Source organism: Prauserella endophytica, from assembly GCF_005146945.1.
Taxonomy (GTDB): Bacteria; Actinomycetota; Actinomycetes; order Mycobacteriales; family Pseudonocardiaceae; genus Prauserella_A; species Prauserella_A endophytica.
On the sequence record NZ_SWMS01000010.1, the window covers coordinates 190,906 to 214,138 of the forward strand.

General features: G+C 71.2%; 27 protein-coding genes. 16 read left to right on the forward strand and 11 right to left on the reverse strand.

All coding sequences use genetic code 11. The features are described 5' to 3' along the window. Positions 1 to 5 precede the first annotated feature (5 nt). A complete protein-coding gene (locus tag FCN18_RS19600; RefSeq protein ID WP_228714045.1) occupies positions 6 to 1,013 on the forward strand; it encodes an amidohydrolase family protein in 1,008 nt (335 codons plus the stop codon). A gap of 120 nt (positions 1,014 to 1,133) precedes the next feature. Then, a complete protein-coding gene (locus tag FCN18_RS19605) occupies positions 1,134 to 2,441 on the forward strand; it encodes an MFS transporter (RefSeq protein WP_158303139.1) in 1,308 nt (435 codons plus the stop codon). Positions 2,442 to 3,346: 905 nt separating this feature from the next. On the opposite strand, the gene FCN18_RS19610 is transcribed toward FCN18_RS19605, so the two are convergent. Further along, positions 3,347 to 4,168 carry an MBL fold metallo-hydrolase gene (locus tag FCN18_RS19610; protein WP_137095792.1) on the reverse strand — a complete coding sequence of 274 codons (822 nt, stop codon included), beginning with the start codon at positions 4,166 to 4,168 and terminating at the stop codon, positions 3,347 to 3,349. A gap of 172 nt (positions 4,169 to 4,340) precedes the next feature. Between FCN18_RS19610 and FCN18_RS39795 the strand changes: the two genes are divergently transcribed. From FCN18_RS39795 to FCN18_RS19630, 3 genes are all read left to right on the forward strand, one after another. Then, positions 4,341 to 4,556, forward strand: a complete 216-nt coding sequence (locus tag FCN18_RS39795) for a hypothetical protein (RefSeq protein ID WP_137095793.1) — start codon at positions 4,341 to 4,343, stop codon at positions 4,554 to 4,556. A 617-nt stretch (positions 4,557 to 5,173) separates the two neighbouring features. Beyond that, positions 5,174 to 5,641: a nitroreductase family deazaflavin-dependent oxidoreductase gene (locus tag FCN18_RS19625; protein WP_113644768.1), complete on the forward strand. Its 468-nt coding sequence runs from the start codon at positions 5,174 to 5,176 to the stop codon at positions 5,639 to 5,641. An 84-nt stretch (positions 5,642 to 5,725) separates the two neighbouring features. Then, positions 5,726 to 6,301: a dihydrofolate reductase family protein gene (locus tag FCN18_RS19630; RefSeq protein ID WP_137095794.1), complete on the forward strand. Its 576-nt coding sequence runs from the start codon at positions 5,726 to 5,728 to the stop codon at positions 6,299 to 6,301. A 10-nt stretch (positions 6,302 to 6,311) separates the two neighbouring features. Here FCN18_RS19630 and FCN18_RS19635 read toward each other — a convergent pair whose 3' ends face one another. The 3 genes from FCN18_RS19635 to FCN18_RS19645 form a co-directional block, all read right to left on the reverse strand. Further along, on the reverse strand, positions 6,312 to 7,403 hold the full coding sequence (locus FCN18_RS19635) for a winged helix DNA-binding domain-containing protein (protein ID WP_137095795.1): 1,092 nt from the start codon (positions 7,401 to 7,403) through the stop codon (positions 6,312 to 6,314). A 4-nt stretch (positions 7,404 to 7,407) separates the two neighbouring features. After that, entirely contained in the window at positions 7,408 to 7,677 is a 270-nt protein-coding gene (locus tag FCN18_RS39800; RefSeq protein ID WP_206077946.1) for a hypothetical protein, read from the reverse strand. Positions 7,678 to 7,840: 163 nt separating this feature from the next. Further along, positions 7,841 to 8,263 (reverse strand): VOC family protein, encoded by a 423-nt coding sequence (locus tag FCN18_RS19645; protein WP_137095796.1) that lies wholly within the window; start codon positions 8,261 to 8,263, stop codon positions 7,841 to 7,843. A 95-nt stretch (positions 8,264 to 8,358) separates the two neighbouring features. Here FCN18_RS19645 and FCN18_RS19650 point away from each other — a divergent pair, with 95 nt between their 5' ends. The 3 genes from FCN18_RS19650 to katG all read left to right on the forward strand — a co-directional run bounded on the left by FCN18_RS19650 (position 8,359) and on the right by katG (position 12,141). Beyond that, entirely contained in the window at positions 8,359 to 9,318 is a 960-nt protein-coding gene (locus FCN18_RS19650) for a helix-turn-helix transcriptional regulator (RefSeq protein WP_112268479.1), read from the forward strand. 134 nt (positions 9,319 to 9,452) lie between these two features. Continuing rightward, on the forward strand, positions 9,453 to 9,908 hold the full coding sequence (locus FCN18_RS19655) for a Fur family transcriptional regulator (protein WP_137095797.1): 456 nt from the start codon (positions 9,453 to 9,455) through the stop codon (positions 9,906 to 9,908). Beyond that, entirely contained in the window at positions 9,901 to 12,141 is a 2,241-nt protein-coding gene (gene katG / locus FCN18_RS19660) for a catalase/peroxidase HPI (protein WP_137095798.1), read from the forward strand. The genes FCN18_RS19655 and katG overlap by 8 nt, the downstream gene beginning before the upstream one ends. Before the next feature lie 49 nt (positions 12,142 to 12,190). On the opposite strand, the gene FCN18_RS19665 is transcribed toward katG, so the two are convergent. Further along, positions 12,191 to 13,090 (reverse strand): alpha/beta fold hydrolase, encoded by a 900-nt coding sequence (locus FCN18_RS19665; RefSeq protein WP_228714046.1) that lies wholly within the window; start codon positions 13,088 to 13,090, stop codon positions 12,191 to 12,193. A gap of 98 nt (positions 13,091 to 13,188) precedes the next feature. On the opposite strand from FCN18_RS19665, the gene FCN18_RS19670 reads away from it, so the two are divergent. After that, positions 13,189 to 13,797, forward strand: coding sequence for a TetR/AcrR family transcriptional regulator (locus tag FCN18_RS19670; protein WP_112269534.1), 609 nt, complete (start codon positions 13,189 to 13,191; stop codon positions 13,795 to 13,797). 41 nt (positions 13,798 to 13,838) lie between these two features. Beyond that, positions 13,839 to 14,510, forward strand: coding sequence for a VOC family protein (locus FCN18_RS19675; protein WP_137095800.1), 672 nt, complete (start codon positions 13,839 to 13,841; stop codon positions 14,508 to 14,510). Here the strand turns inward: FCN18_RS19675 and FCN18_RS19680 are convergent. From FCN18_RS19680 to FCN18_RS19690, 3 genes are read right to left on the reverse strand one after another with little or no spacing between them, the layout of a single operon-like run. Continuing rightward, positions 14,482 to 15,114, reverse strand: coding sequence for a TetR/AcrR family transcriptional regulator (locus tag FCN18_RS19680; RefSeq protein ID WP_112268490.1), 633 nt, complete (start codon positions 15,112 to 15,114; stop codon positions 14,482 to 14,484). The two genes, FCN18_RS19675 and FCN18_RS19680, sit on opposite strands and share 29 nt — an antisense overlap. A 21-nt stretch (positions 15,115 to 15,135) precedes the next feature. Beyond that, positions 15,136 to 15,444: a nuclear transport factor 2 family protein gene (locus tag FCN18_RS19685; protein ID WP_112268492.1), complete on the reverse strand. Its 309-nt coding sequence runs from the start codon at positions 15,442 to 15,444 to the stop codon at positions 15,136 to 15,138. 26 nt (positions 15,445 to 15,470) lie between these two features. Further along, a complete protein-coding gene (locus FCN18_RS19690; protein WP_137095801.1) occupies positions 15,471 to 16,211 on the reverse strand; it encodes an SDR family oxidoreductase in 741 nt (246 codons plus the stop codon). A gap of 144 nt (positions 16,212 to 16,355) precedes the next feature. Between FCN18_RS19690 and FCN18_RS19695 the strand changes: the two genes are divergently transcribed. Further along, positions 16,356 to 16,799: an ester cyclase gene (locus FCN18_RS19695; protein ID WP_228714047.1), complete on the forward strand. Its 444-nt coding sequence runs from the start codon at positions 16,356 to 16,358 to the stop codon at positions 16,797 to 16,799. A gap of 128 nt (positions 16,800 to 16,927) precedes the next feature. After that, entirely contained in the window at positions 16,928 to 17,338 is a 411-nt protein-coding gene (locus tag FCN18_RS19700; RefSeq protein ID WP_137095802.1) for a hypothetical protein, read from the forward strand. Here the strand turns inward: FCN18_RS19700 and rraA are convergent. Beyond that, entirely contained in the window at positions 17,296 to 17,775 is a 480-nt protein-coding gene (gene rraA / locus FCN18_RS19705; RefSeq protein WP_113644758.1) for a ribonuclease E activity regulator RraA, read from the reverse strand. The genes FCN18_RS19700 and rraA overlap by 43 nt on opposite strands. Here rraA and FCN18_RS19710 point away from each other — a divergent pair. Together FCN18_RS19710 and FCN18_RS19715 are read left to right on the forward strand one after the other, a co-directional pair. Then, positions 17,765 to 18,028, forward strand: coding sequence for a hypothetical protein (locus tag FCN18_RS19710; RefSeq protein ID WP_113644757.1), 264 nt, complete (start codon positions 17,765 to 17,767; stop codon positions 18,026 to 18,028). The two genes, rraA and FCN18_RS19710, sit on opposite strands and share 11 nt — an antisense overlap. Beyond that, positions 18,025 to 19,200, forward strand: a complete 1,176-nt coding sequence (locus FCN18_RS19715) for an MFS transporter (RefSeq protein ID WP_137095803.1) — start codon at positions 18,025 to 18,027, stop codon at positions 19,198 to 19,200. The genes FCN18_RS19710 and FCN18_RS19715 overlap by 4 nt, the downstream gene beginning before the upstream one ends. Before the next feature lie 6 nt (positions 19,201 to 19,206). Here FCN18_RS19715 and FCN18_RS19720 read toward each other — a convergent pair whose 3' ends face one another. Then, entirely contained in the window at positions 19,207 to 20,556 is a 1,350-nt protein-coding gene (locus FCN18_RS19720) for a glycoside hydrolase family 1 protein (RefSeq protein ID WP_112268517.1), read from the reverse strand. A gap of 53 nt (positions 20,557 to 20,609) precedes the next feature. On the opposite strand from FCN18_RS19720, the gene FCN18_RS19725 reads away from it, so the two are divergent. Next, on the forward strand, positions 20,610 to 21,182 hold the full coding sequence (locus FCN18_RS19725) for a TetR/AcrR family transcriptional regulator (protein WP_137095804.1): 573 nt from the start codon (positions 20,610 to 20,612) through the stop codon (positions 21,180 to 21,182). A gap of 32 nt (positions 21,183 to 21,214) precedes the next feature. Further along, complete coding sequence (locus tag FCN18_RS19730) at positions 21,215 to 22,690, forward strand: glutamate--cysteine ligase family protein (RefSeq protein ID WP_137095805.1); 1,476 nt, start codon at positions 21,215 to 21,217, stop codon at positions 22,688 to 22,690. A 16-nt stretch (positions 22,691 to 22,706) separates the two neighbouring features. Here the strand turns inward: FCN18_RS19730 and FCN18_RS19735 are convergent, their stop codons facing one another. Continuing rightward, positions 22,707 to 23,180 carry a hypothetical protein gene (locus FCN18_RS19735; RefSeq protein WP_137095806.1) on the reverse strand — a complete coding sequence of 158 codons (474 nt, stop codon included), beginning with the start codon at positions 23,178 to 23,180 and terminating at the stop codon, positions 22,707 to 22,709. Positions 23,181 to 23,233: the final 53 nt, after the last annotated feature.

Sequence of the window (23,233 nt, forward strand, 5' to 3'; positions counted from 1 at the left end):
GGACCGTGATCGCCGGAAACCGTGTCATCGCTGTCGAGGAGCACTTCACCACCGCGACCTTCCTGCGGGCCGCGCACGAAACCGAGGTGCTACCGGGCGACCGCACCGAGATGGTGCTCATGCGTGGTGTCGAGCGGGCCGAACCCATGCGGTCCCGACTTGTCGACCTCGACGCGCGCGTGAAGGAAATGGACGCTCTTGGCCAGGACATGGCGGTGCTCAGCCTCAACCCGCCCGGGGTCCAGCCGTACCCGGCCGCGGTCGCCGCGGAGCTCGCCCGCGAGTTCAACGACTCCCTCGCCACCATCGTGCGACAGCGACCGGCGCGATTCGCCGGTCTGGGCACGGTCGCCCCGCAGGATCCGAAAGCCGCCGCCGAGGAGATCGAGCGGATCACGGGACCGCTCGGCCTGAGCGGCATCATGATCAACTCGCATACAGAGGGGCGGTACCTCGACGAACCGTTCTTCGCCCCGTTGCTCGACGCCGCCGAAGCCAACCGGGCACCCATCTACCTCCACCCGCGGATACCCAGCATGGGCGGTCCATACCTGGACCACGGCATGTCGGGAGCGATCTGGGGCTACCAGGCCGAAGCCGGGCTGCACGCCATGCGGCTCATCCTCAGCGGCACCCTGGACCGCAACCCGGACCTGACCATCGTGCTCGGGCATCTCGGCGAAGGCATCCCGTTCTGGCTCCGGCGTATCGACAACCGGCACGCGTTCGCGCAACAGGTCTCGGGCGCTGCCACTCCCATGCCGAAACTGGACCTCACGCCCAGTGAGTACTTCCGGCGCAACTTCGTCCTCACCACGAGCGGGATCGACGACGCGGACGTCCTCGGCCTCGGACTTCGCGCGGTCGGCGACGACAACATCATGTTCGCCATCGACACCCCGTACGAGGACCCAGGGCACGCGGTCGCCTTCCTCAGGGACGCCCCGCTCACCGGAACCCAGCGCGCGAACATCAGTCACCGCACCGCGGAGCGGGTGTTCGCACTCTCCTGACCGACAGGTAGTCCGGGCCCAACGAAGGGAACCGATATGAGCACTGCTCCGAAACCCAGACAAACCTGGCAGGAGTTCCTTGATTCCGCGGGAGGCATGAGTCGCCGGCAACGCGTCGTCGTGCTGCTCACCTTCCTCGCGATGGTCACAGAAGGGCTCGACATCAGCATCGCCAGCTTCGTCTATCCCGAGATCGTCCGCGATTGGGGTACCTCGCTAGGTGCGATCACCGCCACCGTCACCTCCGGCGTGCTGGCCATGGCGATCGGCAGCGTGCTCGCCGGGCCGTTCGCGGACCGCTACGGCCGAAGAAGCACCGTCGTCGTCGGTATGGTCTTGTTCGGGACGACCACAGCGGCGATGGGGCTCACGACGTCGATCGAGCCGTTGATGATCCTTCGCGTCGCCGCGTGTGTCGGTCTCGGTGGCACGGTCCCGGTCCTGCTGGCCGTCGTCGCCGACGCCGTTCCCAGCGGGCGCCGCGCGCAAATGGTGTCCTTGGCCTTCTGCGGCGTCGCCGTCGGCACCATCGTGGGCGGATTCCTGGCCTCGGCGATCATCCCGGTGTGGGGCTGGCCCGCCCTGCTGGTTTCCTGTGGTCTCGCTCCGCTCTTCCTGGTGCCGCCGATCGTGTTACTGGTGCCGGATTCACCCGGCGTACTCATCGCCCGAGGGCGTCCGATCGCGGAGGTCAGGAGTGCACTGGCAACCCTCGTACCCGGTCGTGACCTGTCCACAGTGTCTTTCGCGGCACCGGCCGGAACAGGATCACTCCGCCGCGTCTCCGGCGTTGCCACCGTGTTGTCGCGGCGTTTCGCGCTCACCACCGTGCTGCTCTGGCTCGCCTTCTTCATCGGGTTGGGCGTTGCCTTCCTGATCCTCAACTACCTACCGCTCATGGTCCGGCAGCAGAACTTCAGCGCCGCGCAGACCGGAGTCATCATCGGCACGTTCGGCTGGGGTGCTTTCATCGGCCAGGCGCTGGTCTCCTTCGCGCTCAAACGGTTCGACCGCTTTCTGGTCGTCGCGTCGTTGTGGGCGCTCGGCCTGGCCGGCATTTTCGTGGTCGCCGCCTTCACGTTCGGGTTCGCCGGCCTGCTGCTGGTCGTCTTCGGGCTCGGTCTGTCTCTCGCGAGCGTCAGCGCCGCACTGAACGCCATCGGAGCGCTCGCCTATCCGCCCGCCGCTCGGGCAACCGGCATGGGTTGGGCGAACGGAGCGGGCCGACTGGGGACCCTGGCGAGCGGTCTTCTCGGCGGGCTCATGCTGACCGCCGGCTGGACCATCGACATGATCTTTCTCGCGATGGGCGCACCGGTCGCCGTCGGTATCGCCGCCGCGTTCCTGCTTCGCGCCGACGATCGCCGCCGACTGCGTCGCGACACAGCACCGCCGGCCGTACGGCGACCGGCGCGGACAGCTGAGTGAGTACCTCGTTCACCGAAAATGAGCTCGGCTCTCTGCCCGGACACCTTGGATATTGCCCCGGTTCACGCTCTTGCCGGGAGGAGACCAGACCTGACTGGCGAGCGGTGGTTTCGAACTCTACGGGACTCATCCAGTCCAGCGCGGGGTGTGCGCTGCCGGTCGACTAGCTCAATCTGCATGCCGGGCCAGAAAACTTCGGCCACGGCGTTGTCACAGAAGTCGCAACCCAAGGTGCCGAAACGACTCGTCCCCGTCGTGCCCGACGACGCCGTCTGCGCGTTGCTCGCCACGTGCTCCGGAAAGTCCTTCGTGGACCGACGTGACACGCGACCTCAAGGTGGACCTGTTCCGCGTCATCGGCAAGGGCGACAAGCAGCGCGCTATCCCGTTCGGGCCGTTCAAGAGGCTACCGAGATCCATCTCGCCTCTGAGTCCGCCGACATCGGCCCACCGCTAGTCGTCGGCGGATGACTCGCCCACCCGTCCGTGATCAGGTCCGGCGAGCTGCCGGGCTGCGGCGGGCGGATGGCCGAGTCGTGGACGATCGCCCGGGTCGCGGCCGAGGTGTCGGTGCCATCGGCACCAGAGTCCTGGGGGCCGCGGGCGAGGATGGTCCCAGCTGACAGTTCACTCCATCTCCGCCGCGATGGCCGCGCTGAACACGCTCGGGCCGGCAGATCGCCGGAGAGGTCGCGCGCATCGCGGTCACGGTCAACACCGTGGCTGCCGGCGCGACTGACACCGAAGCGACCGCGGGAGTGCTCACGGAGGACACCCGGCGCCAGCTCGGGAACCGTTCGGTGCTCGGCAGGGATACCCCCCACGGGTCGACATCACCCGGATGATCGCGCTGGCCGCCGATGACGGTGTGACGGTTGCGCCGGGTCCTCTGAGGACTCCACGTTTCAGTGCGCGGCCGGTTGCTGGGCGGCGGGTTCGAAGCCGGCCAGCATCTCCCGGAGCGCGAGCTGGTCCGGCCCGACGAAGGGGTCTGCCTCTGGGGCTCGCGCGATCGTGTCGAGCAACTCGGCGGAACGTCCGATGGCGGGAGGCAGGTGGGTGCTGAGGATCGCGTGCGGATTCAGGTCGTGCAGCGGGCGCAGGGTGGCGAGGAAGCGGTCGCGGTCGACGTTGTGTACCCACGGGCTGTCGACGGTCGCCCATAGCAGCTGGCCCGCCCGCAGCGCGTCCGCCGAGATGTCGCGGACGTCGGGGCAGGCCGCGAGGTCGGCCGTGGGGAGGGGTGCGCCGAAGCAGTCGGAGCTGAAGCAAATCCCCGAGCTGTCGTCGTAGAAACCGACCGTCGCCGGGCTGTCGAAAAGCGGTGGCCGGAACCCGGTGAGCGTCCGGTCGCCCACGTCCAGTGACTGGCCGGGGTTGAGCAGGTAGACGCGATCCAGTGGAACAGGGTGTTCCGTGGACATGATGCCGACGCCGAGGTAGGTGGTCACCAGACGTGCGTTCGGCGCGGCCTCGAGCAGGCTGAACAGCCCTCCGGTGTGGTCGCGGTCGGGGTGCGTCAGCCAGATCCACTTGACGTCGGCGGGGTCGATCACCGTGCCGAGGTCGTTCAGGAAGTCCCGGTCGGGCAGTCCGAGGCCGGTGTCGACGACAACCGGTTCGCGGGCGTGCAGGACGAACGAGTTGACGTCGAGGAAGCCGATGCCGGGCACTTCGAGCTGGTCCCCGAGCACGGTGACGGCTGAGCCGATGCGGTGAATGTTCATGTCTCGCTCCCTGTGCTGAGTGCCAGTCCAGTGTGAGCGCGGGGAAGCGCGCTGGCCGCCACCCACCGCCCGGCACATTTGAAGTAGTGACCCGGGAATCGGCTGCTTTGGTGAATGCCTGACCAACGCGGCGGGGCGCGATCCGAGGTGACGGGCTCGGTTCTGGTTCCCCGTGAACGGGCCGTGGTGTTCCCGTGACCCTGGCGCCGAGGCGGGGGGCGACCGCCTCGGGCGGCCACAACCGCTGGCACATCCCACCGGGACCGCGCCGCGACGGGCGATCCTGGACCGGCAGGACAAGGGCGGGCAACTCACCGACGCGGGCTGGCTGGAGCGCGTGCTCGACACGACCTACGCCTCCTGCTCGGTCGCCCGCACGGTGACGTAGAACCGGATGCCGAACCTGATCTTGTCGGTCCCGTCGTGCTCGGCAAGGGAATGAACGCCGAGCCCCGCACCCACGCGTGGTGCGTGCCCGTCGTGAGCAGTGCGGACACTGTGGACGGTCTGGTCGACGAGGGTATGCGCCGAGTTCCTCGGCCGCGAGGTCGGCGCGTGGGTGGCCAGCGATCCCCAGCCAAGCAGTAGGCCGACCTGGCGGGATCTTGCCGAGGTGAGGGCTCATCGGGAGAAGCGTTGCGCTCGGCCTCGCTGAACCTGCCAGCTTGTCCTGCTGTCGGCGGACGATCTCGTTGATCCAGGTCGGCGCGAACGGGGGTGCAGTTCGGCGGGATCGGGTAGTCGTTGAGCACTTCCAGGCGTTCGCCGATGTCGATCGCCGAGGGGACACGATGGGGGACCGGCGTGACACCCGGCACCCGCGCTGCTCGGCCTCGATCGCCGGCCGTGCCGCATTCGCCTCCTTGCGGGCGGGCGTCCCCTTGCACCGGGAACGACGACCAGACCGGCGACTACGGCCACCCGCCCGAGGTGGGGACCTGAGACCCTATTGCGCGCTGGTCGAGGCTGGCTACGGTCGGCCCGACCACGAGCGCCGGGGGTGCCATGTCCGACGAACGCGAGCGATCGCCACGCCTGCCACCGAGGTGGTTCATCCGGCTGGCCTGGAAGGTCCACCGCGCGGTCTACCGCGTCACCCGCGGCCGGAAGGGACTCTGGCCGCCCAAGCCCGGCCGGTGGGGCACCATGCGGCTCACCACCATCGGTCGCCGGACCGGCGAGGAGCGCAGCGTGATCCTCGCCTACCTGCCCGACGGTCCGAACGTCTACACGCTCGCGATGAACGGCTGGGGCGCGGCCGAGCCCGCGTGGTGGCTGAACCTGCAGGCCAGGCCCGAGGCCACCGTCAGGCTGGTCGACGGGCCGCGCCGCGTGCGGGGGCGGGCGGCCGCGGGCGAGGAACGCGAGCGGCTCTGGGCCCGCTGGCGCGAGCTGGACGAGAAACTGGACGCCTTCGCGGCGCGGCGACCAGGAGAAACAGCGGTGGTCATCCTCGAGCCCGCCCCGGAGTGAACTTTCCGGGCGGAAGGTGTCGAATTCGGCGACTGGTGTTCGATGCACTGACGAAAGCACGTCAACCGGACCAAGGAGCAATCCATGCGCACCCTGATCTCCACCGCGTTCGTCTCGCTCGACGGCGTGGTCGAGGCACCCGGCGGGGAGCCGGGCTACCGGAACTCGGGCTGGACCTTCCAGGAAATCGAGTTCGACCCGGCGGCCTACGAGCTGAAGGGCCGCGAGCAGGGCGAGGCCACGGCCATGCTGCTGGGCCGGGTCAGCTACGAGGCGTTCGCGCCGGTGTGGCCGACGATGACCGAGGAGTTCCCCGGCTACAACGCGATGCCGAAGTACGTGGTGTCGAGGACGCTGAAGGAGGAGGACCTGGTGACCAACTGGGGTGAGATCACCATCCTCCGCTCGCTCGACGACGTCGCCGCGCTCAAGGAGACCGAGGGCGGGCCGATCAGCATCCACGGCAGCGCCAACCTGAACCGCAACCTGTCCGACGCCGGCCTCATCGACCGCTACCACCTGCTCGTCTTCCCGGTGCTGCTCGGCGCCGGCAAGCGGCTGTTCAGCGACACCGACAAGGACAAGCAGAACCTGAAGCTCCTCGAGAGCGAGTCCTACGGCAACGGCATCCAGAAGCTGGTCTACGACGTCGTCCGCTGACCGGCCCCCGTCACCCGCCGACCCGGACGCGCCGGGATTCGCCGTCGGAGAGGAACGCCGCCAGCTCCCTTCCCTCTTCGGCGACCTCGGTGCGTTCGGCGCGCGAGAACCGGCGCAGTGGCGTGACGACCACGGTGAGATCCTCGGCGTCCCACGTCGCGGCGACCCGGCCGTCCACGAGCACCACGCGCGCACCCGCGACCGACAGTCCGCGGTGGGCGTCGTCGATGATCCGTCCGCGGTCGTGGTAGCCGAGAATCGCGTTGTCGAACGCGGGCAGGAACCGCACCGGGGCGGGGGTATCGGGATCCGGGCGCGGAGCGCCGGGAAGGTCGAGCAGCTCGCGGCCGCGTTCGTCCCGGAAGGACACCAGCTCGTCGCGGATCGCGGCGACCGCGGCAGGCAGCCCGGCGAGACCGCACCAGCCCCGCAGGTCGGCCGAGGCCGCGGGGCCGAACGCGGCCAGGTACCGCCGCACCAGCGCCACGCCGACCGGGTCGGTGCCGTCCGGGGCGGGCGGGGCGACCTCCCGGCCGAGCCACGCCGACAGCGGTAGGTAGCGCACTCCGGCCGTGGTGCGCCACAGCCCGCGCGGCGGCAGCTGCGCCACCGGGATCAGGGCGCCGACCAGCATCTCGCCCAGCGCCCTGTGCCCGGGCTCCGGCCAGCGGTCGGCGAGCGCCCGCGCCAGCTCGGGCATCGAGCGTGGCTCGCCGTCCGCCAGCACCGCCCGCCCCGCCGCCGCGAGCTCGGAGAGGTCCGCCCCGTCGAGCTCGCGGCGGTAGACGCCGAGCACCCGTTGCCGCAGCATGGCGTCGTGCCGGGACCGCCAGGCGAGGACGTCCTCGGTCGCGAGCAGGTGCACGGTGCGGCGCATGAGGTGGGTCCGCACCACGCGCCGCCCGGTCAGCAGCTCATCGAGCGCCGAGGGGTCGAACGCGCGCAACCGTGACCAGAGCCCGGTGAACGGTTCCTGGGGTTCCTGCGCCTGCAGCCCGCACAGGTGCGCGACGGCGTCGAGCACGGGCAGCTCGCTGCGCTCCAGCAGCAGCTGCCGGGCCAGTGTCGCGCGATTGAGGGCTCGCCTGTCCAGAACGGTCATCGGATCACGCCGCCGCCCGCTCGCCGGCCGGGCGCCTGCGCAGCGAGGCCTCGGTGAGGGCGGGGTGCAGGCCCAGTCGACGGGGCCGAGGTCGGTGCCCTGCGCCAAGGTCTCGTCGATCCTCCTCGAGGAGGTCGTCCAGGGTGACGGTCGCCAGGTGGGTCACCGGCAGGTGCCGGGGCACGCGGCGCATGCGGGCGCTTGGCGTCGTGGGCCGCCCCTTGCGGTTGCGGCAGGGGAGCAGGCACGACGCCAGCGGACTCCAGACGCGCACACCCATACCGTAGCGCCGGCAGGTGGACAGGACCTCCCGTTCGATGCCGGGGGCTGACCTGGGAGCCCGTGCGGCCCAGCGGGGTGGCTTCATGGTGGTGGGTTCCTCCGTGGTCGGGGCCGGGCGGCCGGGTGGGAGCGGCTCCCGCCCGCCGCCCGCGGTGTCACGCGCTGTGCTCGCTGACGACGTCGAGGACCCACACGACACCGAAGCGATCCTTCAACATCCCGTAGGCGGGCGCCCAGCTCGCCGGGCCCATGGGGACGACGATGTCCGCCCCGTCGGCGAGCTCGTCCCAGTGGGCGGTTACCTCCTCGACGGTCTCGCCGCGCACGGAGACGAAGAACGAGTTCTCGCCCCGGTCGTGGCGCAGGTGCGACGGCACGTCGTAGGCCATGACGTGGAAGCCGTTGCCTGCGAGCACCTGGCCCCACATCACCTGGTCGGCCTCGGACCCGTCGCGGACGGCGCCGGCGTCCTTGTGCGTGACGACGGCCAGGTCGCCGCCGAAGACGGACCGGTAGAACTCCAGCGCCGCGCGGGCGTCGCCACGGAAGTTCAGGTGTGTCGTGGTCGTGAGGGACAAGGTCGACTCCTTGGCTGGTTTCCTTTTCGGGTACGGACCCACGATCGCAAGGGAAGAGGTCAGGTTGTGTCCTCTTCTTCGAGCAGGATGGAGGCATGCCGAAGACCTCAGCCCGGTTGCTGGCGCTGCTCTCATTGCTGCAGGCGCGGCGGGACTGGCCCGCGGCGCTGCTGGCCGAGCGGCTCGACATCAGCCCGCGCACCGTGCGCCGCGACGTCGACCGCCTGCGCGAGCTCGGCTATCCCATCCGGGCCACCAAGGGACCCGACGGGGGCTACCGGCTCGACGCGGGCACGCAGCTGCCCCCGCTGCTGTTCGACGACGACCAGGCCGTCGCCCTGGCCGTCGCGCTCCAGCACGCCGCGAGCGCGGGCGGCGGCATCGGGGAGGCCTCGACGCGGGCGCTGACCACCGTCCGGCAGGTCATGCCCGCACGGCTGCGCCGCCGCATCGACACCCTCCGGGTGACCGTCGCCGAGCGGGCCCCGGATTCGCCGGTGGACAGCGGCGTGCTCGTGGCGCTCAGCGCCGCCGTCCACGCCCGCGAGGTCCTGCGTTTCGGCTACGGCCCGGCGGACGCGCCGCGCCGGGTGGAGCCCCACCACCTCGTGACCCGTGGCGGTCGCTGGTACCTCCTCGCCTGGGATCTCGACCGCGGTGACTGGCGCACCTTCCGCGCCGACCGGATCGCCCCGCGCATCCCCACGGGACCGCGCTTCCCGCCGCGCGACGTGCCCGGAGGGGACGTGGCGGCGTTCGTCGCCGCCAGGTTCTCCGGCTCCGACGGCACGTCTTTCGGCTGGCCCTGTGCGGGCGAGGTGATCCTGAGCCTGCCCGCCGCCGAGGTGTCGCGCTTCACCCGCGACGGCGTGGTCGAGGAGCTGGGTCCCGGCCGTTGCCGCCTCGTGCTGGGCTCGTGGTCGTGGACCGGTCTCGCCGCCGCGATCGGCAGGTTCGACGCGGACATCGAGGTCGTCGGGCCACCCGAGCTCGAAGCCGCCTTCGCGCGCCTGGCCCGCCGCTACGCCGCCGCGGTGTCCGTCCACAAAGGATGACGCTCACCACGTCGCGGCGGCATGCAGGCGGACCCGCCTTCCGCGCCACCCGCTACTCTCCGTGCGTGATCCGGTGCTCGACGCGCCGGGGACCCAATCTTGATTGATTCCAGAAAATAGGGCAGACTGCGGGCGTGCCAACGAACACGGACTTCGAGCGCATGCTGCGCGGGGTTTCGCTGCGGGTCACGCGTCCCCGGGTGGCGGTGCTGTCCGCGGTGCACGACCATCCGCACGCCGACACCACCTCGATCATCGGTGCGGTGCGTGCGGACCTCGGCGAGGTGTCCCACCAGGCCGTCTACGACGTGCTGAGCGCGCTGACCACCGCCGGGCTGGTGCGCCGCATCGAGCCGAAGGGCTCGGTGGCGCGCTACGAGGCGAGGGTCGGGGACAACCACCACCACGTCGTGTGCCGGTCGTGCGGCGCCATCGCCGACGTCGACTGCGCCGTCGGCGCGGCGCCCTGTTTGACGGCTTCCGACGACCACGGCTTCACGATCGAGGAGGCCGAGGTCATCTACTGGGGTCTGTGCCCCGAATGCTCCACCGCAATTCCATCTGACTCCCGGAAGGATTCCCGTGTCTGACAGCCCGAACGCCGAGGTCGGCGAACTGAACGTGGAGAGCGCCGGCGGCTGCCCGGTCCACACGGGGCGCTTCGCGCACCCGACCGAGGGTGGCAGCAACCGTGACTGGTGGCCCAACCAGCTCAACCTCTCGATCCTCCGGAAGCACGCCGCCGCGTCGAACCCGATGGAGGAGGACTTCGACTACGCGAAGGAGTTCCTGACCGTCGACCTTGACGAGCTGGCCAAGGACGTCGACGAGGTGCTGACGACCTCGCAGGACTGGTGGCCCGCCGACTTCGGCCACTACGGCCCGCTGATCATCCGCATGGCGTGGCACAGCGCGGGCACGTACCGCGTCGACGACGGTCGCGGGGGCGCGGGCGCCGGCATGCAGCGCTTCGCGCCGCTGAACAGCTGGCCGGACAACGGCAACCTGGACAAGGCGCGCCGGCTGCTGTGGCCGGTCAAGAAGAAGTACGGCCGCAAGATCTCGTGGGCCGACCTGATGATCTTCGCGGGCAACCGCGCGCTGGAGACGATGGGCTTCAAGACCTTCGGCTTCGCCGGCGGCCGCGCGGACGTCTGGGAGCCGGACCAGGACGTGTACTGGGGTCCCGAGCGCACCTGGCTCGGCGACGAGCGCTACAGCGGTGACCGTCAGCTGGAGCAGCCGCTCGCGGCTGTCCAGATGGGCCTGATCTACGTCAACCCCGAGGGCCCGAACGGTAACCCGGACCCGCTGGCCGCGGCTCGCGACATCCGCGAGACCTTCGGCCGCATGGCGATGAACGACGAGGAGACCGTCGCGCTGATCGCGGGCGGGCACACCTTCGGCAAGACCCACGGCGCGGCCGACGCCGACGTCCACGTCGGGCCCGAGCCCGAGGGCGCGCCGATCGAGGACCAGGGCTTCGGCTGGAAGAACAGCTTCGGCACCGGCAAGGGCCGCGACGCCATCACGAGCGGCCTCGAGGTCACGTGGACGCCGACGCCGACCAAGTGGAGCAACTGGTTCTTCCACAACCTGTTCACCTACGAGTGGGAGCTGACCAAGAGCCCCGCGGGTGCCAACCAGTGGAAGCCGAAGAACAACGCCGCCGCGAACACCGTGCCGGACCCGGAGACCGGTGAGCTGAACCGCGCTCCGTCGATGCTGACGACGGACCTCGCGCTCCGCTTCGACCCGGTCTACGAGCAGATCTCGCGCCGGTTCTACGAGAATCCGGACCAGTTCGCGGACGCGTTCGCCCGCGCCTGGTTCAAGCTGACCCACCGCGACATGGGCCCGATCCAGCGTTACCTGGGCCCGCTGGTGCCGCAGGAGACGCTGATCTGGCAGGACCCGGTCCCGGCTGTCGACCACGAGCTGGTCGACGACGCGGACGTCGCCGCCCTCAAGGCGAAGATCCTCGAGGCGGGCCTCTCGGTCTCGCAGCTCGTCTCCACGGCGTGGGCGTCGGCCTCGACGTTCCGCATCGGTGACAAGCGCGGTGGCGCCAACGGTGCTCGCATCCGCCTCCAGCCGCAGCGCGACTGGGAGGTCAACGAGCCCGAGAAGCTGAACCTGGTGCTGCGCACGCTGGAGGGCATCCAGGAGTCCTTCAACAGCTCCCAGACCGGGGGCAAGAAGATCTCCCTGGCCGACCTCATCGTGCTCGCCGGGGCCGCCGGTGTCGAGCGGGCCGCGAAGAACGCGGGCCTCGACCTCACGGTGCCCTTCACCCCGGGCCGCACGGACGCGACGGAGGAGCAGACCGACGCCGAGTCGTTCGCCCCGCTGGAGCCGAAGTCGGACGGGTTCCGCAACTACCGCGGCAAGGGCAACCGGCTGCCCAGCGAGTACCTGCTCGTGGACCGCGCCAACCTGCTGAACCTGAGCGCGCCCGAGATGACCGTCCTGGTGGGCGGCCTCCGCGTCCTCGGCGCGAACTACCAGGGTTCGAAGGCCGGCGTGCTCACCGACAAGCCGGAGTCCCTGACCAACGACTTCTTCGCCAACCTGCTCGACATGGGCATCGAGTGGAAGTCCACGTCGGAGGACCAGGAGACCTTCGAGGCTCGCGACCGCGCGACCGGCGAGGTCAAGTGGACCGGCACCCGCGCCGACCTGGTCTTCGGCTCGAACTCCGAGCTGCGGGCCGTCGCGGAGGTCTACGCGAGCGACGACGCCAAGGAGAAGTTCGCGCGTGACTTCGTGGCCGCGTGGGACAAGGTCATGATGCTGGACCGGTACGACCTGGTCCGAGGCTGATCAACCCGGCTACGGGCCGGCCGCCACCGGCGGCCGGCCCGTAAGTCCATTATGGACCCGTTTCGCGGTCCACGGCGCACGCCGCGATGAGCTTCGCGGCCTGCGCCGGCTGGTCCTCGGTGACGTAGGTGTAGGAATCCGCCACGGTGTGCAGCGGCGCTCCCAGCTTCGTGGCGTACCGCTTCGCGTGCTCCAGCGGGAACACGTGGTCCTCTGCCGCCCAGACCAGCCGGACCGGGACGGGGCGGCGCCGGATGAGCCGCTCCGCGGCGTCGCGGGTGTAGCGGGCCGACACCGCGCCGATGGCCTTGCGTCCGTCGAACCGGATCTCCGGCCGGGTCAGCACTGGTCGCACGTAGCTGTTCATCACCCGGTCGTCGACCGGGTACTTCGCCAGCCAGCCGTAGGTGTTGCGCCACCGCCAGGTCCGCCGCAGCCGCAGTGGCTGGTAGAGCGCGCGGTAGGTCACCGCGCTCGCCGCCGTCGCCTTGAGCAGACCGAACCCGCCGGGGCTCGGCGGCCACGTGTCCTCGGGCGTCTCGCACGAGCTGAGGACGAGACGGCCGAGGACCTCCGGATGGTTCGCCGCGACGAGCTGCCCGTACGCGCCACCGGAGTCGTTGCCGATCAGGGTCACGTCGTCCAGCCCGAGTTCCCGGACCAGGTCCGCGAGCAACCGGGCGATCCCGGGCGGGGAGAGGTCCGCGGCGCGGTTCACCGGCACGACATGCGCGCCCAGCGGCAGATCGGGTGTGACGCACCGGAAGTCCTCCGCCAGCAACGGCACCACCTTGCGCCACAGGTTCGCGTTGACGAGGTACCCGTGCGCGAACACGAGCACCGGGCCGGTGCCGCGGTCGTGGTAGCGCACGGGGCCGGACGGCAGGCGCACCTCGTGCGGCTCACCGAGGGCGGGGTCCCGCCAGGTGTTCGTCGGATCAGCGGCCACGGCACGACCTCCGGAACTTTTTGCAATCATTGCAAGAACTCTGCCGGGTACCGTAGCGGCCGCCCCGATTTTTTGCAACGATTGCAGGAATGGTCGCCATGGATCCGCGGAAACAGCGCACGATCGAGGCGCTGCTGCACGCGGCCGAACAGATCTTCGCGGCGCGCGGGGTGGATGACACCACCGTCGAGGAGATCGCGACGAAGGCAGGCGTCGCGGTCGGCTCCATCTACAACCACTTCGGCTCGAAGGCCGGGCTGCTGGCCGCCGTCGTCGAACGCGCGCTGGGCGCCGACCGCGACCACATGGACCGCGCGTACACCGCCGACCGCACGCCCGTCGAACAGCTCTACGCCGCCGCCGACGAGTACCTGGAGTTCTACCTGCAGCACCCGGAGTACTTCCGGATGCTGGCGTTCCCCAGCGCGCCAGGGCAGTACGCGGCGGGGCAGGACCTCGCCGCGCGGCTGGCCCGCTCGGTCGAGGCGCAGAACCAGCGGATGGTCGACGCGCTGCGCGCCGGGATCGCTGCCGGCGTGCTGCGGGAGGTCGACGCCGGGCAGGTGGCCACGGTCCTCTGGGCCTCGTGGAACGGGGTGATCAGCCTCGGCTGGCGCCAGGACGGCCTGCGCCGCACCGAGAGCGAACTGCGCACACTCCTGCGGACGGCGACCGACGTCGTGGCGAACGGCCTGCTGGTTCGCTGATCGGCACGGGTTTCGTCGGTGCCCGGTGCGACGATGCGGCCGTGAGCGAAACCCTGAGCCACCACGCCGTTTCCGCGGCGGTCACCGACCTCGGCTGGCGCTACGTCCTGGACGGTCTCCGCGCCGGGGTGCCGGTGGAGTCCCTGCGCGCCGCCACCGACGTCGCGGCGCGGATCGTGGCCGGACTCGGCGCCGAGGCCGACGAGCACGTCGTGGTGGACTGCCGCCCCGGCGGCGTGATCTTCACCGTGCGGTCGCGGCGCACCGGGTCGGTCGAGCCCGGCGACCTCGACCTCGCCCGGCGGATCTCCGAGCTGGTGACCGGTCTCGGCCTGCGGATCACCGCCGACGCCGGCCCGTCGAGGTCCGTGCAGGCGCTGGAGATCGCCATCGACGCGCTCGATACCGCCGCCATCCGCCCGTTCTGGCGGGAGGTCCTTGGCTACACCGACGGCGCCGGGGACGCCCTCGTCGACCCTGCCGAGCAGGGCCCTGCGGTGTGGTTCCAGCGGATGACGGCCCCGCGCCCGCAACGCAACCGCGTGCACCTGGACATCTCCGTGCCGCACGATGAGGGGCCCGGGCGCGTCGAGCGGGCGCTCGCCGCGGGCGGCGTGCTGCGGTCGGACCGGTTCGCGCCCGCGTTCTGGGTGCTGGCCGACGCCGAGGGCAACGAGGCGTGTGTCAGCACGTGGCAGGGCCGCGACCCGTGACGCCGTCCAGGAGGTTGCCGACGAGCGCGGTCACGAAGTCGTCGGTCACCGGCTCGTCGGGGATGAGCAGCCGGTGGTAGACCGCGCCCCAGAGCTGGTCGACGAGCACCTGCACGTCGACGTCGGCGCGGAGCTGGCCCGCTTCCCTTGCCCGTTCCAGCCGTTCGCCGGCGAGCCGCCGCCGTTGCGAGGAGTACAGCGCCCGGTAGGCCGCGGCCAGCTCCTGGTCGGTCTGGGACTGCCCGATCAGCTCGGCGAGGATGCGTCCGCCCGGGGTCTCGGTCAGCACGCGGGCGAAGGCGCGCAGCTGGCTGAGGAGGTCGGCGCGGATGTCACCGGTATCCGGGAACGCGAGCGTCTGCTCGACGGCGTGGAAGTAGCCGTCCAGGGCCAGCGCGCCCTTGGACGGCCACCATTTGTACAGCGTCGTCTTGCTGACGCCTGCCACACGTGCCACGCGTTCGAAGGTCAGCTCCGCGATCCCCTCGGCGAGCAGCAGATCGCCGACGGCGCGCAGCACGTCCGCCCGCACCTCGTCCGCGGGCCTGCGCCCTCGGCCCCGGCCTTCCCTGACGGCGGCGGGGGTCTTCGCCTCGTGCGTCATGTGTCGATCCTCCCCGGTCGCTCAGCCGATGCGCAGTACGGCGATCAGTCCGTCGCGCGTGCCGTTGTAGCCGTCGCCGGTCACGGTGAGCGCGACGACGTGGCTGTCGGGGGAGGGGCCGGCCTCGGTCCCGACGAGCTTGAACCGGGACCGCACGCCGATGTCGTCGGTGCGGTCCCGGTCGCGCACGCCGTCCCGGCCGTTGTGCTCGCGGCCGCAGTCGTGGAGCTGGGCGTCCTCGGGGAACGTGGCGGCGAGCGCCTCGACGTCGCCGCGGTCGGTCCCGTCGATGAACGTCCGGATCGCCGCGGGCGGCTCGATGGTGGTCATGGTCGGCTCCCTCCCGCCGGTGATGGTCAGGCGAGGCCGCCGTTGGCGAAGAGGACCTGGCCGTTGACCCAGCGCGCCGGGCCGGCGAGGAAGGCGACGGTCTCGGCGATGTCCCCTGGCTGCCCGAGCCGCTCCAGCGGGGTGGCCTTGGCGAAACGGTCGACGGTGTTCTCGTCCTTGCCGTCGAGGAACAGCGGGGTGGCGGTCGGCCCCGGGGCGACGGCGTTGACGGTGACGTCCCGGCCGCGCAGTTCGCGGGCGAGGATCAGGGTCAGGCTCTCCACGGCGGCCTTGCTGGCGACGTAGGCGCCGTAGGTGGGCAGCTGTGTGCGGGTCACCGACGTCGAGAAGTTGACGATCGCGCCGCCTTCGCGGACGCGGCGGGCCGCCTGCTGGTCGACCACGAAGGTGCCGCGGATGTTGGTGCGGTGCACGCGGTCGAGGTCGTTCAGGTCGAGCGTCGCGATCGGAGAGAGGACCATGATCCCGGCCGTGTGCACGACGACGTCGAGGCCCCCGAAGGCGGACTCGACGGCGTCGAACGCCGTGGCCATGGCGGCCTCGTCCGCGACGTCACCGCCGACCGCGATCGCCCGGCCGCCCTCGGCGGTGATGGCCTGCACGGTTTCGTCGGCCTTCTCCTTGCGGCCCGCGTAGTGGATGGCGACCGCGATGCCGTCCCGCGCGAGCCGTTCGGCGACGGCCCGGCCGATGCCCCCGGAGCCGCCGGTGACCAGGGCAACGCGGTTGGTGGTGGGACTGCTCATGTTGTGCCTCCTATATGAACTATGCGTCCATATAAGCAGCTAATGAACGAGCTGTCCATATCTTTCGCCCACAAAACCCGGGCTGGACACGTCCGCTCCGCCGGGTGTCCAGTGTGCGGAGGGGTAGTCGCGAAGGAGGTCCTGATGATGACACCGGAGGAGCGCAGGGACGCGATGCGCCGGCTGGCGGACGAGCTGTGGAACCGGGGCAACCTCGACGTCTGCGACGAGTTGTTCGCGGCGCACTGTTCCTTTCACGACCCGAGCTTTCCCATCGACGGAGTCGCGGGAATGAAACAGCAGGTCGCCGAGCTCAGGCAGGCCCAGCCCGACCTGCACATGGACGTGCACGACGTCCTCGTGGACGGAGACCTCACCTGTGCCCGCTGGACCATGGGCGGCACCGCCCGCAACGAGTTCCGCGGCCTGCCCGCCACGGGCAGGAGCTACGTGATGACCGGCATGACGTTCGACAAGTGGGAGGGCGACCGGATCGTCGAGGAATGGGTCAACTACGACCTGCTCGGGGCACTCCAGCAGGCGGGGCTCATCCCCGAGACGGCCAGTCCGCCGTCCGCCACGGAGTGAACCGGAGCCCTGGTGCCGCGGCACCGGGGCTCCACTGTGGACGAGACCGGCGCGGTTGACTCCGTTCGGCGGCGGGGGCGGCCGGAGTTTCGCGCTAGCGTTGGGGAACCGTCGGCCGAGGGGGACTCGTGGACTTACCGCGCCGGGACCGAGCCGCCCTCGCCTTGCTGCTGGGCCATGCCGCCCTGCTCGCGGGCCCCATCCTGTGGACGGCGTTCCATCCGCTCGCGACCGTCAGCGCCACGGCCTGGGCGGGGCTGGTCCTGGGGGTCGTCCTCGTCGCGGCCGTCGTGCTCCGGCGACAGCGGGACTTCTGGGTCGCCCTCGTCGCGCTGGACGCGATGTGGCTCCTCGCGCACGCCATCTCCGCCGTCTCGCAACTGCCCGGAGTTCCGCTGCTGGCCGCCTTCACGGCCACCGGCCTCGCCCGGCCGCTGATCCTGCTGTCCGCTCCCGTACGGCGTCTCGTGCCGCCCGCCGCGACCTCGGAGCGGGGTCAGCCCGCCGCCAGCAGCACCACCCCGTCGTCGTCGGCGTAGAGCCGATCTCCCGGCAGGAAGGTCACCCCGCCGAACCCGACCGGCACGTCGAGCGCGCCGTGGCCGGCCTTCGAGCTCTTGCGCGGGTTCGTGCCGAGCGCCTTGATGCCGAGCGGAAGCTCCGCGAGCACGGCGCTGTCGCGTACGGCTCCGTTGACGATCAGGCCGGCCCAGCCGTTGTCGGCGGCGGAGCGAGCGATGAGATCGCCCGTCAGCGCGGTGTGCAGCGAGCCCCGGCCGTCGATCACCAGCACACAGCCCTCTCCCGGCGTGCGCAGCAGCTCGCGCACCAGGCCGTTGTCCTGGTAGCACGACACGGTCCGCACGCGGCCGCAGAACGACCGGTGCGCGCCGAACTGGCGGAACTGCGTGTCGCATACGCGGAGGCGGTCGCCGTGCTCGTCCACGAGGTCGGCGGTGGCGAAGGTGTCGGTCACGTCGTGGGTTCCTTTCGTCCAGTGCGCCCAGCAGGCTATAACCTCTGGGCTCGGCGAATGGGAGCTGCCGCAGGCTCGCGCAGGGGGCGGGCGCGAGCCGGGGGAGCGGACGAAGGAGGACGAGGAACACCGGCTGCTGATGGAGAACGTGATCGTGCGGGACAGCGGCACCGCCGAGACGGTGCCGCGGGAGCACATCGGGACCAAGCCTCGGCGCGAAGGCGATGTGGCGGCGGCTCATGACGGCCCATGACTGAGGGCACGCGTGGTCGCGCCTGGGCGCTGCTCACCCACGCGGCGCTGACCCAGGCCGTGACGTTCGTGCTGCGTCCGGCGACGTCGTACCGCGCGCTGGAGCTCGACATGTCGCCCGCGTGGCTCGGGGTGCTCTCGGGGACGTTCGCGCTGGTGCCGTTGGTGCTGGCGCTGCCTGCCGGGCACGTCGTCGACCGGCTGGGTGAGCGCCGCGTGCTGATCGCGGGCGGGGTGCTGCTCACGGCGGCGGGCGGCGCCTTCCTGATCTTCGGCGGCTCCATCCCGGGGCTCGTGGTCGCGAGCATCGTGCTCGGCACGGCGCACCTGTGCGCCGTGGTGGGGCAGCAGGCGCTCGTTGCGAACACGACCTCCTCCGGCAGGCTCGACGCCGCCTTCGGCTACTACACCTTCGCGGCGTCGGCGGGGCAGGCCGCGGGACCGCTGCTCATCGTCCTCTTCGGAGGCTCAAAGGCCATTCCCGACACCACGCCGGTGTTCCAGGGCGCCGCGCTGATCGCGGTGGTCGTGCTCGCGTGCTCCTTCGCGATTCGCGACGGCGCACGCGCAGCCGAGCGCGATGCCGCCGCGCCCAGCGGGGTCGGCGGGCTGCTCCGCCTGCCCGGACTGGTGCGGGCGCTGCTCACGAGCTGCGTGGTGCTGGCGGCGGTGGACATCTCGCTGGTCTACCTTCCCGCGCTCGGCGCCGAGCGCGGCATCGCGTCCGGAGTGGTCGGTGCACTGCTCGGGCTGCGCGCCGTGTCGTCGATGACCTCCCGCCTGTTCCTCGGCAGGCTCACGCGCCTGCTCGGCCGCAAGCGCGTGCTGCTCGTGAGCATCGCGGCGTCGGCGGCCGGACTCGCGCTCGCGGCGGCCCCGGTGCCGGTGTGGGTACTGGCCGTGGCCGTCATGGTGGCCGGGCTGGGGCTCGGTGTCGGGCAGCCGCTGACGATGTCCTGGCTCGCCGAGTCGGCCCCGCCGGGGATGCGCGGCCGGGCGATGTCGCTGCGGCTCACCGGCAACCGTGCCGGGCAGGTCATCGTGCCCGGCACGATCGGGCTGGTCGCCGCCGGGCTCGGCGCGGCAGGGGTGCTGTGGGTGACCGCCGCGGGCCTCGCGTGGACGGGGTTCGCCGCGCGCAAGCTCGCCGTTGACCGCCCGCCCGACTCGTGAGCGCGTTCAGCCCGGCTGCGCCCACGCCTTGGCGCCGGCCGCCACCGGGAGCGGCGCGAAGCACGTGCGCAGATCGGCCAGGGCGCACCACGCGGGCCTGCGCTTCGGCAGGTAGCCCTCGGGCACGCCGTTGCCCGCGATCGTCTCGCGGTAGGCGGGCACCGCGTCGGTCGGCTTCCGCGTGAGCGAAGGATCCGTCAGCGCGTCCACTGTGTACAGCCCGAACCGGGGCCGGTAGCTGCCCCACTCGTAGTTGTCCGTGATGCTCCAGTAGTTGTAGCCCATGACGTTCACGCCCTCGGCCATCGCGCGTTGCAGCCAGTACAGGTGGTCACGCAGGTGGTCGGCGCGGGTGTAGCCGTCGGGCCTCGGCTGCCCGTTGTCCGTCGGCATCCCGTTCTCCACGACGTACAGCGGCAGCCCGGGGAACTTTCGCTGGTAGGTCTTGAGCGCGTAGTAGAGCCCGTCCGGCTGCGGGTCGATGCGCCAGAACTCGTCGGTCAGGCCGTGGATCGCCGTAAGGTTGTCGAGACTCGCGCCGTAGTAGTAGTCGACGCCGACGAAGTCGAGCTTGTCCTTGACCTTGTCGATGAACGCCGCGTCGTCGAACCACTGCAGCGGCGGCGGTTTCACCGCCAGGTTGCTGCTCACCCGCGCGCCGGGGTCGAGCTCGTGGATGAGGTCGTAGCCCTGGCGGTGGGCGCTCACCAGGTTGCGCATCATCGCGCCGGACTGGAAGGCGTTGAGCCCGCCGTTGCGCTCCTCGAACGACCGGTACACCGTCGGCTCGTTGAAGGTGATCCACAGCGCGCCCTGCCCCGCGTAGCGCTGCACCACCAGCCGGGCGAAGGAGAGCCAGCTGGAGACGGTCGACGGGTTGGTCCAGCCGCCGCGGTCGACGATCCACCCGGGGTGCGTGAAGTGGGTGAGCGTGAGCATCGGGGTCATCCCGGCGGCCTTGATCTCACGCACCATGCCGTCGTAGAGCGCGAGGGCCTCCTCGTCGATCTCGCCCGGCCTCGGCTCGATCCTCGGCCACTCGAGGCTGACGCGGAACGTGTTGACGCCCATCTCCTTCGCCAGCGCGATGTCCTCGGCGTAGCGGTTGCGGAAGTCCACCGCGTTCGCGTACGGGTCACGCACCGTCTCGGCTTGGGCGTCGACGTACCGCCGCCAGTTGCTGTCGGGTGCGGCGCCCTCCGACTGGAACCCCGCCGTCGCGACGCCCCAGTGGAACCCCGGCGGCACCGGGGGAACCGGCACGGGGGCGCTCGCGTGCGCCGGTCCGGACAGCGCGGTGGGCAGCGTCAGCGCGGCCACGACGCTCGTGACGGCCAGTCTCCGCTTGATCGACATGCCGGCCAGTATGCAAGGGTTCCCTTGCGCGGCGCAAGGCTATCCTTGCACCCATGTCCGGTGATACGCGTGCGCGCATTCTGGCCGAGGCGCTGCGTCAGTTCGCCGCGCGCGGATTCGACGGCACCACGATCAGCTCCATCGAGCGCGGCGTAGGGCTGGCCGAGGGAACGGGCTCGTTCTACCGGCACTTCCCGTCCAAGCGAGCGGTGTTCGACGCGGTCGTCGAGCACGAGCTCGCCCGGCTGCGCGCGATCCGCCCCGAGCGGGAACCCCGCACCGCCGAGGGCGGCACGCGCCCGCTCAGCGAGCGTCTCGCCGACGACCTGCGGTTCCTGCGCGAGGTCCGCCCGCTCGTCGAGATCCTGATCCGTGAGCGCGACGGCATGCCACACGTCGCCGAGCGCGTCCGCGACGTGCTCGTGGAACGGGGACTCGCCGGGATCGCCGGCGACCTCGCCGCCGACGGCGAGCCGGGCTGGGAGGACCCGGAGGCCGCCGCGACCGTGCTGCTGTGCGCCACGGTGGGCTACTTCCTCACCACGGAGTTCTTCGGCGACGTTCCCGGCGGGGTGAACGCCGGGCGCTACGCCCGCAGCCTCGCGAGGCTGCTCGGCGGAACCTGACCCGCGGCCCCCGGCGGGTTCAGAATGGGGGGATGGGTGAGGAAGTCGGTCAGCACACCTTCAGCCGCGCGGACCGGACACGGTACCGGGTCCGCGTCCGCCGCTGCCTCGACGCGTTCGCGCGGATGCTCTCCGAACCGCACTTCGAGTTCGACCGGCCGCTCACCGGGCTCGAGATCGAGCTGAACCTGGTGGACGACCGGCACGAGCCCGCCATGCGCAACGCCGAGACGCTGGAGGCCATCGCCGATCCCGCGTTCCAGACCGAGCTGGGGCAATGGAACCTGGAGATCAACGTGCCGCCCCGCCCGCTGCGCGGCGGCGGTGGCGCCGAGTTCGAGCGGACCGTGCGGGCCAGTCTCAACGCCGCCGAGGCGAAGGCGAGGGAGATCGGCTCGCACCTGATCATGATCGGGATCCTGCCGACGCTGCGCCAAGAGCACCTGACCGGGACGGCACTGTCGGTCAACCCCCGCTACGCGCTGCTGAACCAGCAGATCCTGGCGGCTCGGGGCGAGGACCTGCACATCGTCATCGACGGCGCGGAGCGGTTGCAGGCCACGTGCGACACGATCGTGCCGGAGGCCGCGTGCACCAGCACCCAGTTCCACCTCCAGGTCAGCCCCGAGCAGTTCCCCGCGTACTGGAACGCGGCGCAGGCCATCGCGGGCGTGCAGGTGGCGACCGGGGCGAACTCGCCGTTCCTGCTCGGCAGGCAGCTGTGGGCGGAAACCCGGATCGCGCTGTTCGAGCAGGCCACCGACACGCGCAGCGAGGAGCTCAAGGCGCAGGGCGTGCGGCCGAGGGTGTGGTTCGGCGAGCGGTGGATCACCTCGATCTTCGACCTCTTCGAGGAGAACGTGCGGTACTTCTCCGCGCTGCTGCCGATCTGCTCCGACGAGGACCCGATGGAGGTGCTCGACCGCGGCGACACCCCGGAGCTGGCGGAGCTGCGCCTGCAGAACGGGACCATCTACCGGTGGAACCGGCCGCTGTACGCGGTCGTGCGTGAGCGCCCCCACCTGCGGGTGGAGAACCGAGTGCTGCCCGCGGGCCCCACCGTGGTGGACACGCTGGCGAACGGGGCGTTCTACTTCGGACTCGTCCGCGCGCTCGCCGAGCAGGAACGTCCGATCTGGACCCAGATGTCGTTCAGCGCGGCCGAGGAGAACTTCCACGCCGCCGCGAGGTCCGGCGCCGACGCCCGGCTCTACTGGCCCGGCCTCGGCACGGTGCCCGCCACGGAGCTCGTGCTGCGGCGCCTGCTGCCGCTCGCCCACGAGGGCCTGCGGCGCTGGGACGTCGACGCCGCCGAACGCGACCGGCTGCTCGGCGTCATCGAGCAGCGCTGCCTCACCGGCACGACCGGCGCAGCATGGCAGGCGCGCGCGTTCCACCGGCTGTTCGACGCGACGTCGCTGAGCCGGTTCGAGGCGCTGCGCCGCATGGTGGCCGAGTACCGGGAACACATGCACACCAACGAACCCGTGCACGCCTGGCCGGAGTGACTCAACGAGCATTGACTCAGCGAGCCAGGAGCCGTTCGGCGCCCTCGGCGAGTTCCCGGACCACGACGGCCGCGCCTCGCACCTCGGTCACGGCCGCGACGGCCTCATCCGTGTAGAGCGCCATCGCCTCGATCCGCGTGCCCACGCGGATCCTCCGGCTCAGGCGGCTCCGGCGGTGAGCGCCGCGGCCACGCCGCGGGGCGGTGCCGACGCCGCCCGCGGCGAGCACCGGCACGTCCACCTCGTCGAGCACCGACTCCAGCGGCGGCGGCAGGGCCGTGTGCCCGCGCACGTACCCGCCCGCCTCGGCGCCGTGGACCGACGAGGTCGGCCCCGGCGTGGTCGCCGTCCCGTGCCTGGCGCGCCCGAGCACGGAGCCCACCTGCCAGCGCACGAGCACGCCGCCGGGGTGCGCGAGGGCCGCCAGCTCGGGGCCGGGGTCATGCCAGCAGAAGCCGACGGTCCGCAACCGCGCCGCCGCGACCTCCACGGCCGCCGGGTCGATGCCGGCGGAGGCGAGGTTCGCGGCGAGGACGCCGTCGG

What these genes read in the sequence shown, in the direction of transcription:
- FCN18_RS19610 (WP_137095792.1), bottom strand. Translation starts at nt 4,168, where the DNA reads ATGAACATTCACCGCATCGGCTCAGCCGTCACCGTGCTCGGGGACCAG.
- FCN18_RS19625 (WP_113644768.1), top strand. Translation starts at nt 5,174, where the DNA reads ATGTCCGACGAACGCGAGCGATCGCCACGCCTGCCACCGAGGTGGTTC.
- FCN18_RS19630 (WP_137095794.1), top strand. Translation starts at nt 5,726, where the DNA reads ATGCGCACCCTGATCTCCACCGCGTTCGTCTCGCTCGACGGCGTGGTC.
- FCN18_RS19635 (WP_137095795.1), bottom strand. Translation starts at nt 7,403, where the DNA reads ATGACCGTTCTGGACAGGCGAGCCCTCAATCGCGCGACACTGGCCCGG.
- FCN18_RS19650 (WP_112268479.1), top strand. Translation starts at nt 8,359, where the DNA reads ATGCCGAAGACCTCAGCCCGGTTGCTGGCGCTGCTCTCATTGCTGCAG.
- FCN18_RS19670 (WP_112269534.1), top strand. Translation starts at nt 13,189, where the DNA reads ATGGATCCGCGGAAACAGCGCACGATCGAGGCGCTGCTGCACGCGGCC.
- FCN18_RS19680 (WP_112268490.1), bottom strand. Translation starts at nt 15,114, where the DNA reads ATGACGCACGAGGCGAAGACCCCCGCCGCCGTCAGGGAAGGCCGGGGC.
- FCN18_RS19685 (WP_112268492.1), bottom strand. Translation starts at nt 15,444, where the DNA reads ATGACCACCATCGAGCCGCCCGCGGCGATCCGGACGTTCATCGACGGG.
- FCN18_RS19690 (WP_137095801.1), bottom strand. Translation starts at nt 16,211, where the DNA reads ATGAGCAGTCCCACCACCAACCGCGTTGCCCTGGTCACCGGCGGCTCC.
- FCN18_RS19695 (WP_228714047.1), top strand. Translation starts at nt 16,356, where the DNA reads ATGATGACACCGGAGGAGCGCAGGGACGCGATGCGCCGGCTGGCGGAC.
- FCN18_RS19715 (WP_137095803.1), top strand. Translation starts at nt 18,025, where the DNA reads ATGACTGAGGGCACGCGTGGTCGCGCCTGGGCGCTGCTCACCCACGCG.
- FCN18_RS19720 (WP_112268517.1), bottom strand. Translation starts at nt 20,556, where the DNA reads ATGTCGATCAAGCGGAGACTGGCCGTCACGAGCGTCGTGGCCGCGCTG.
- FCN18_RS19725 (WP_137095804.1), top strand. Translation starts at nt 20,610, where the DNA reads ATGTCCGGTGATACGCGTGCGCGCATTCTGGCCGAGGCGCTGCGTCAG.
- FCN18_RS19730 (WP_137095805.1), top strand. Translation starts at nt 21,215, where the DNA reads ATGGGTGAGGAAGTCGGTCAGCACACCTTCAGCCGCGCGGACCGGACA.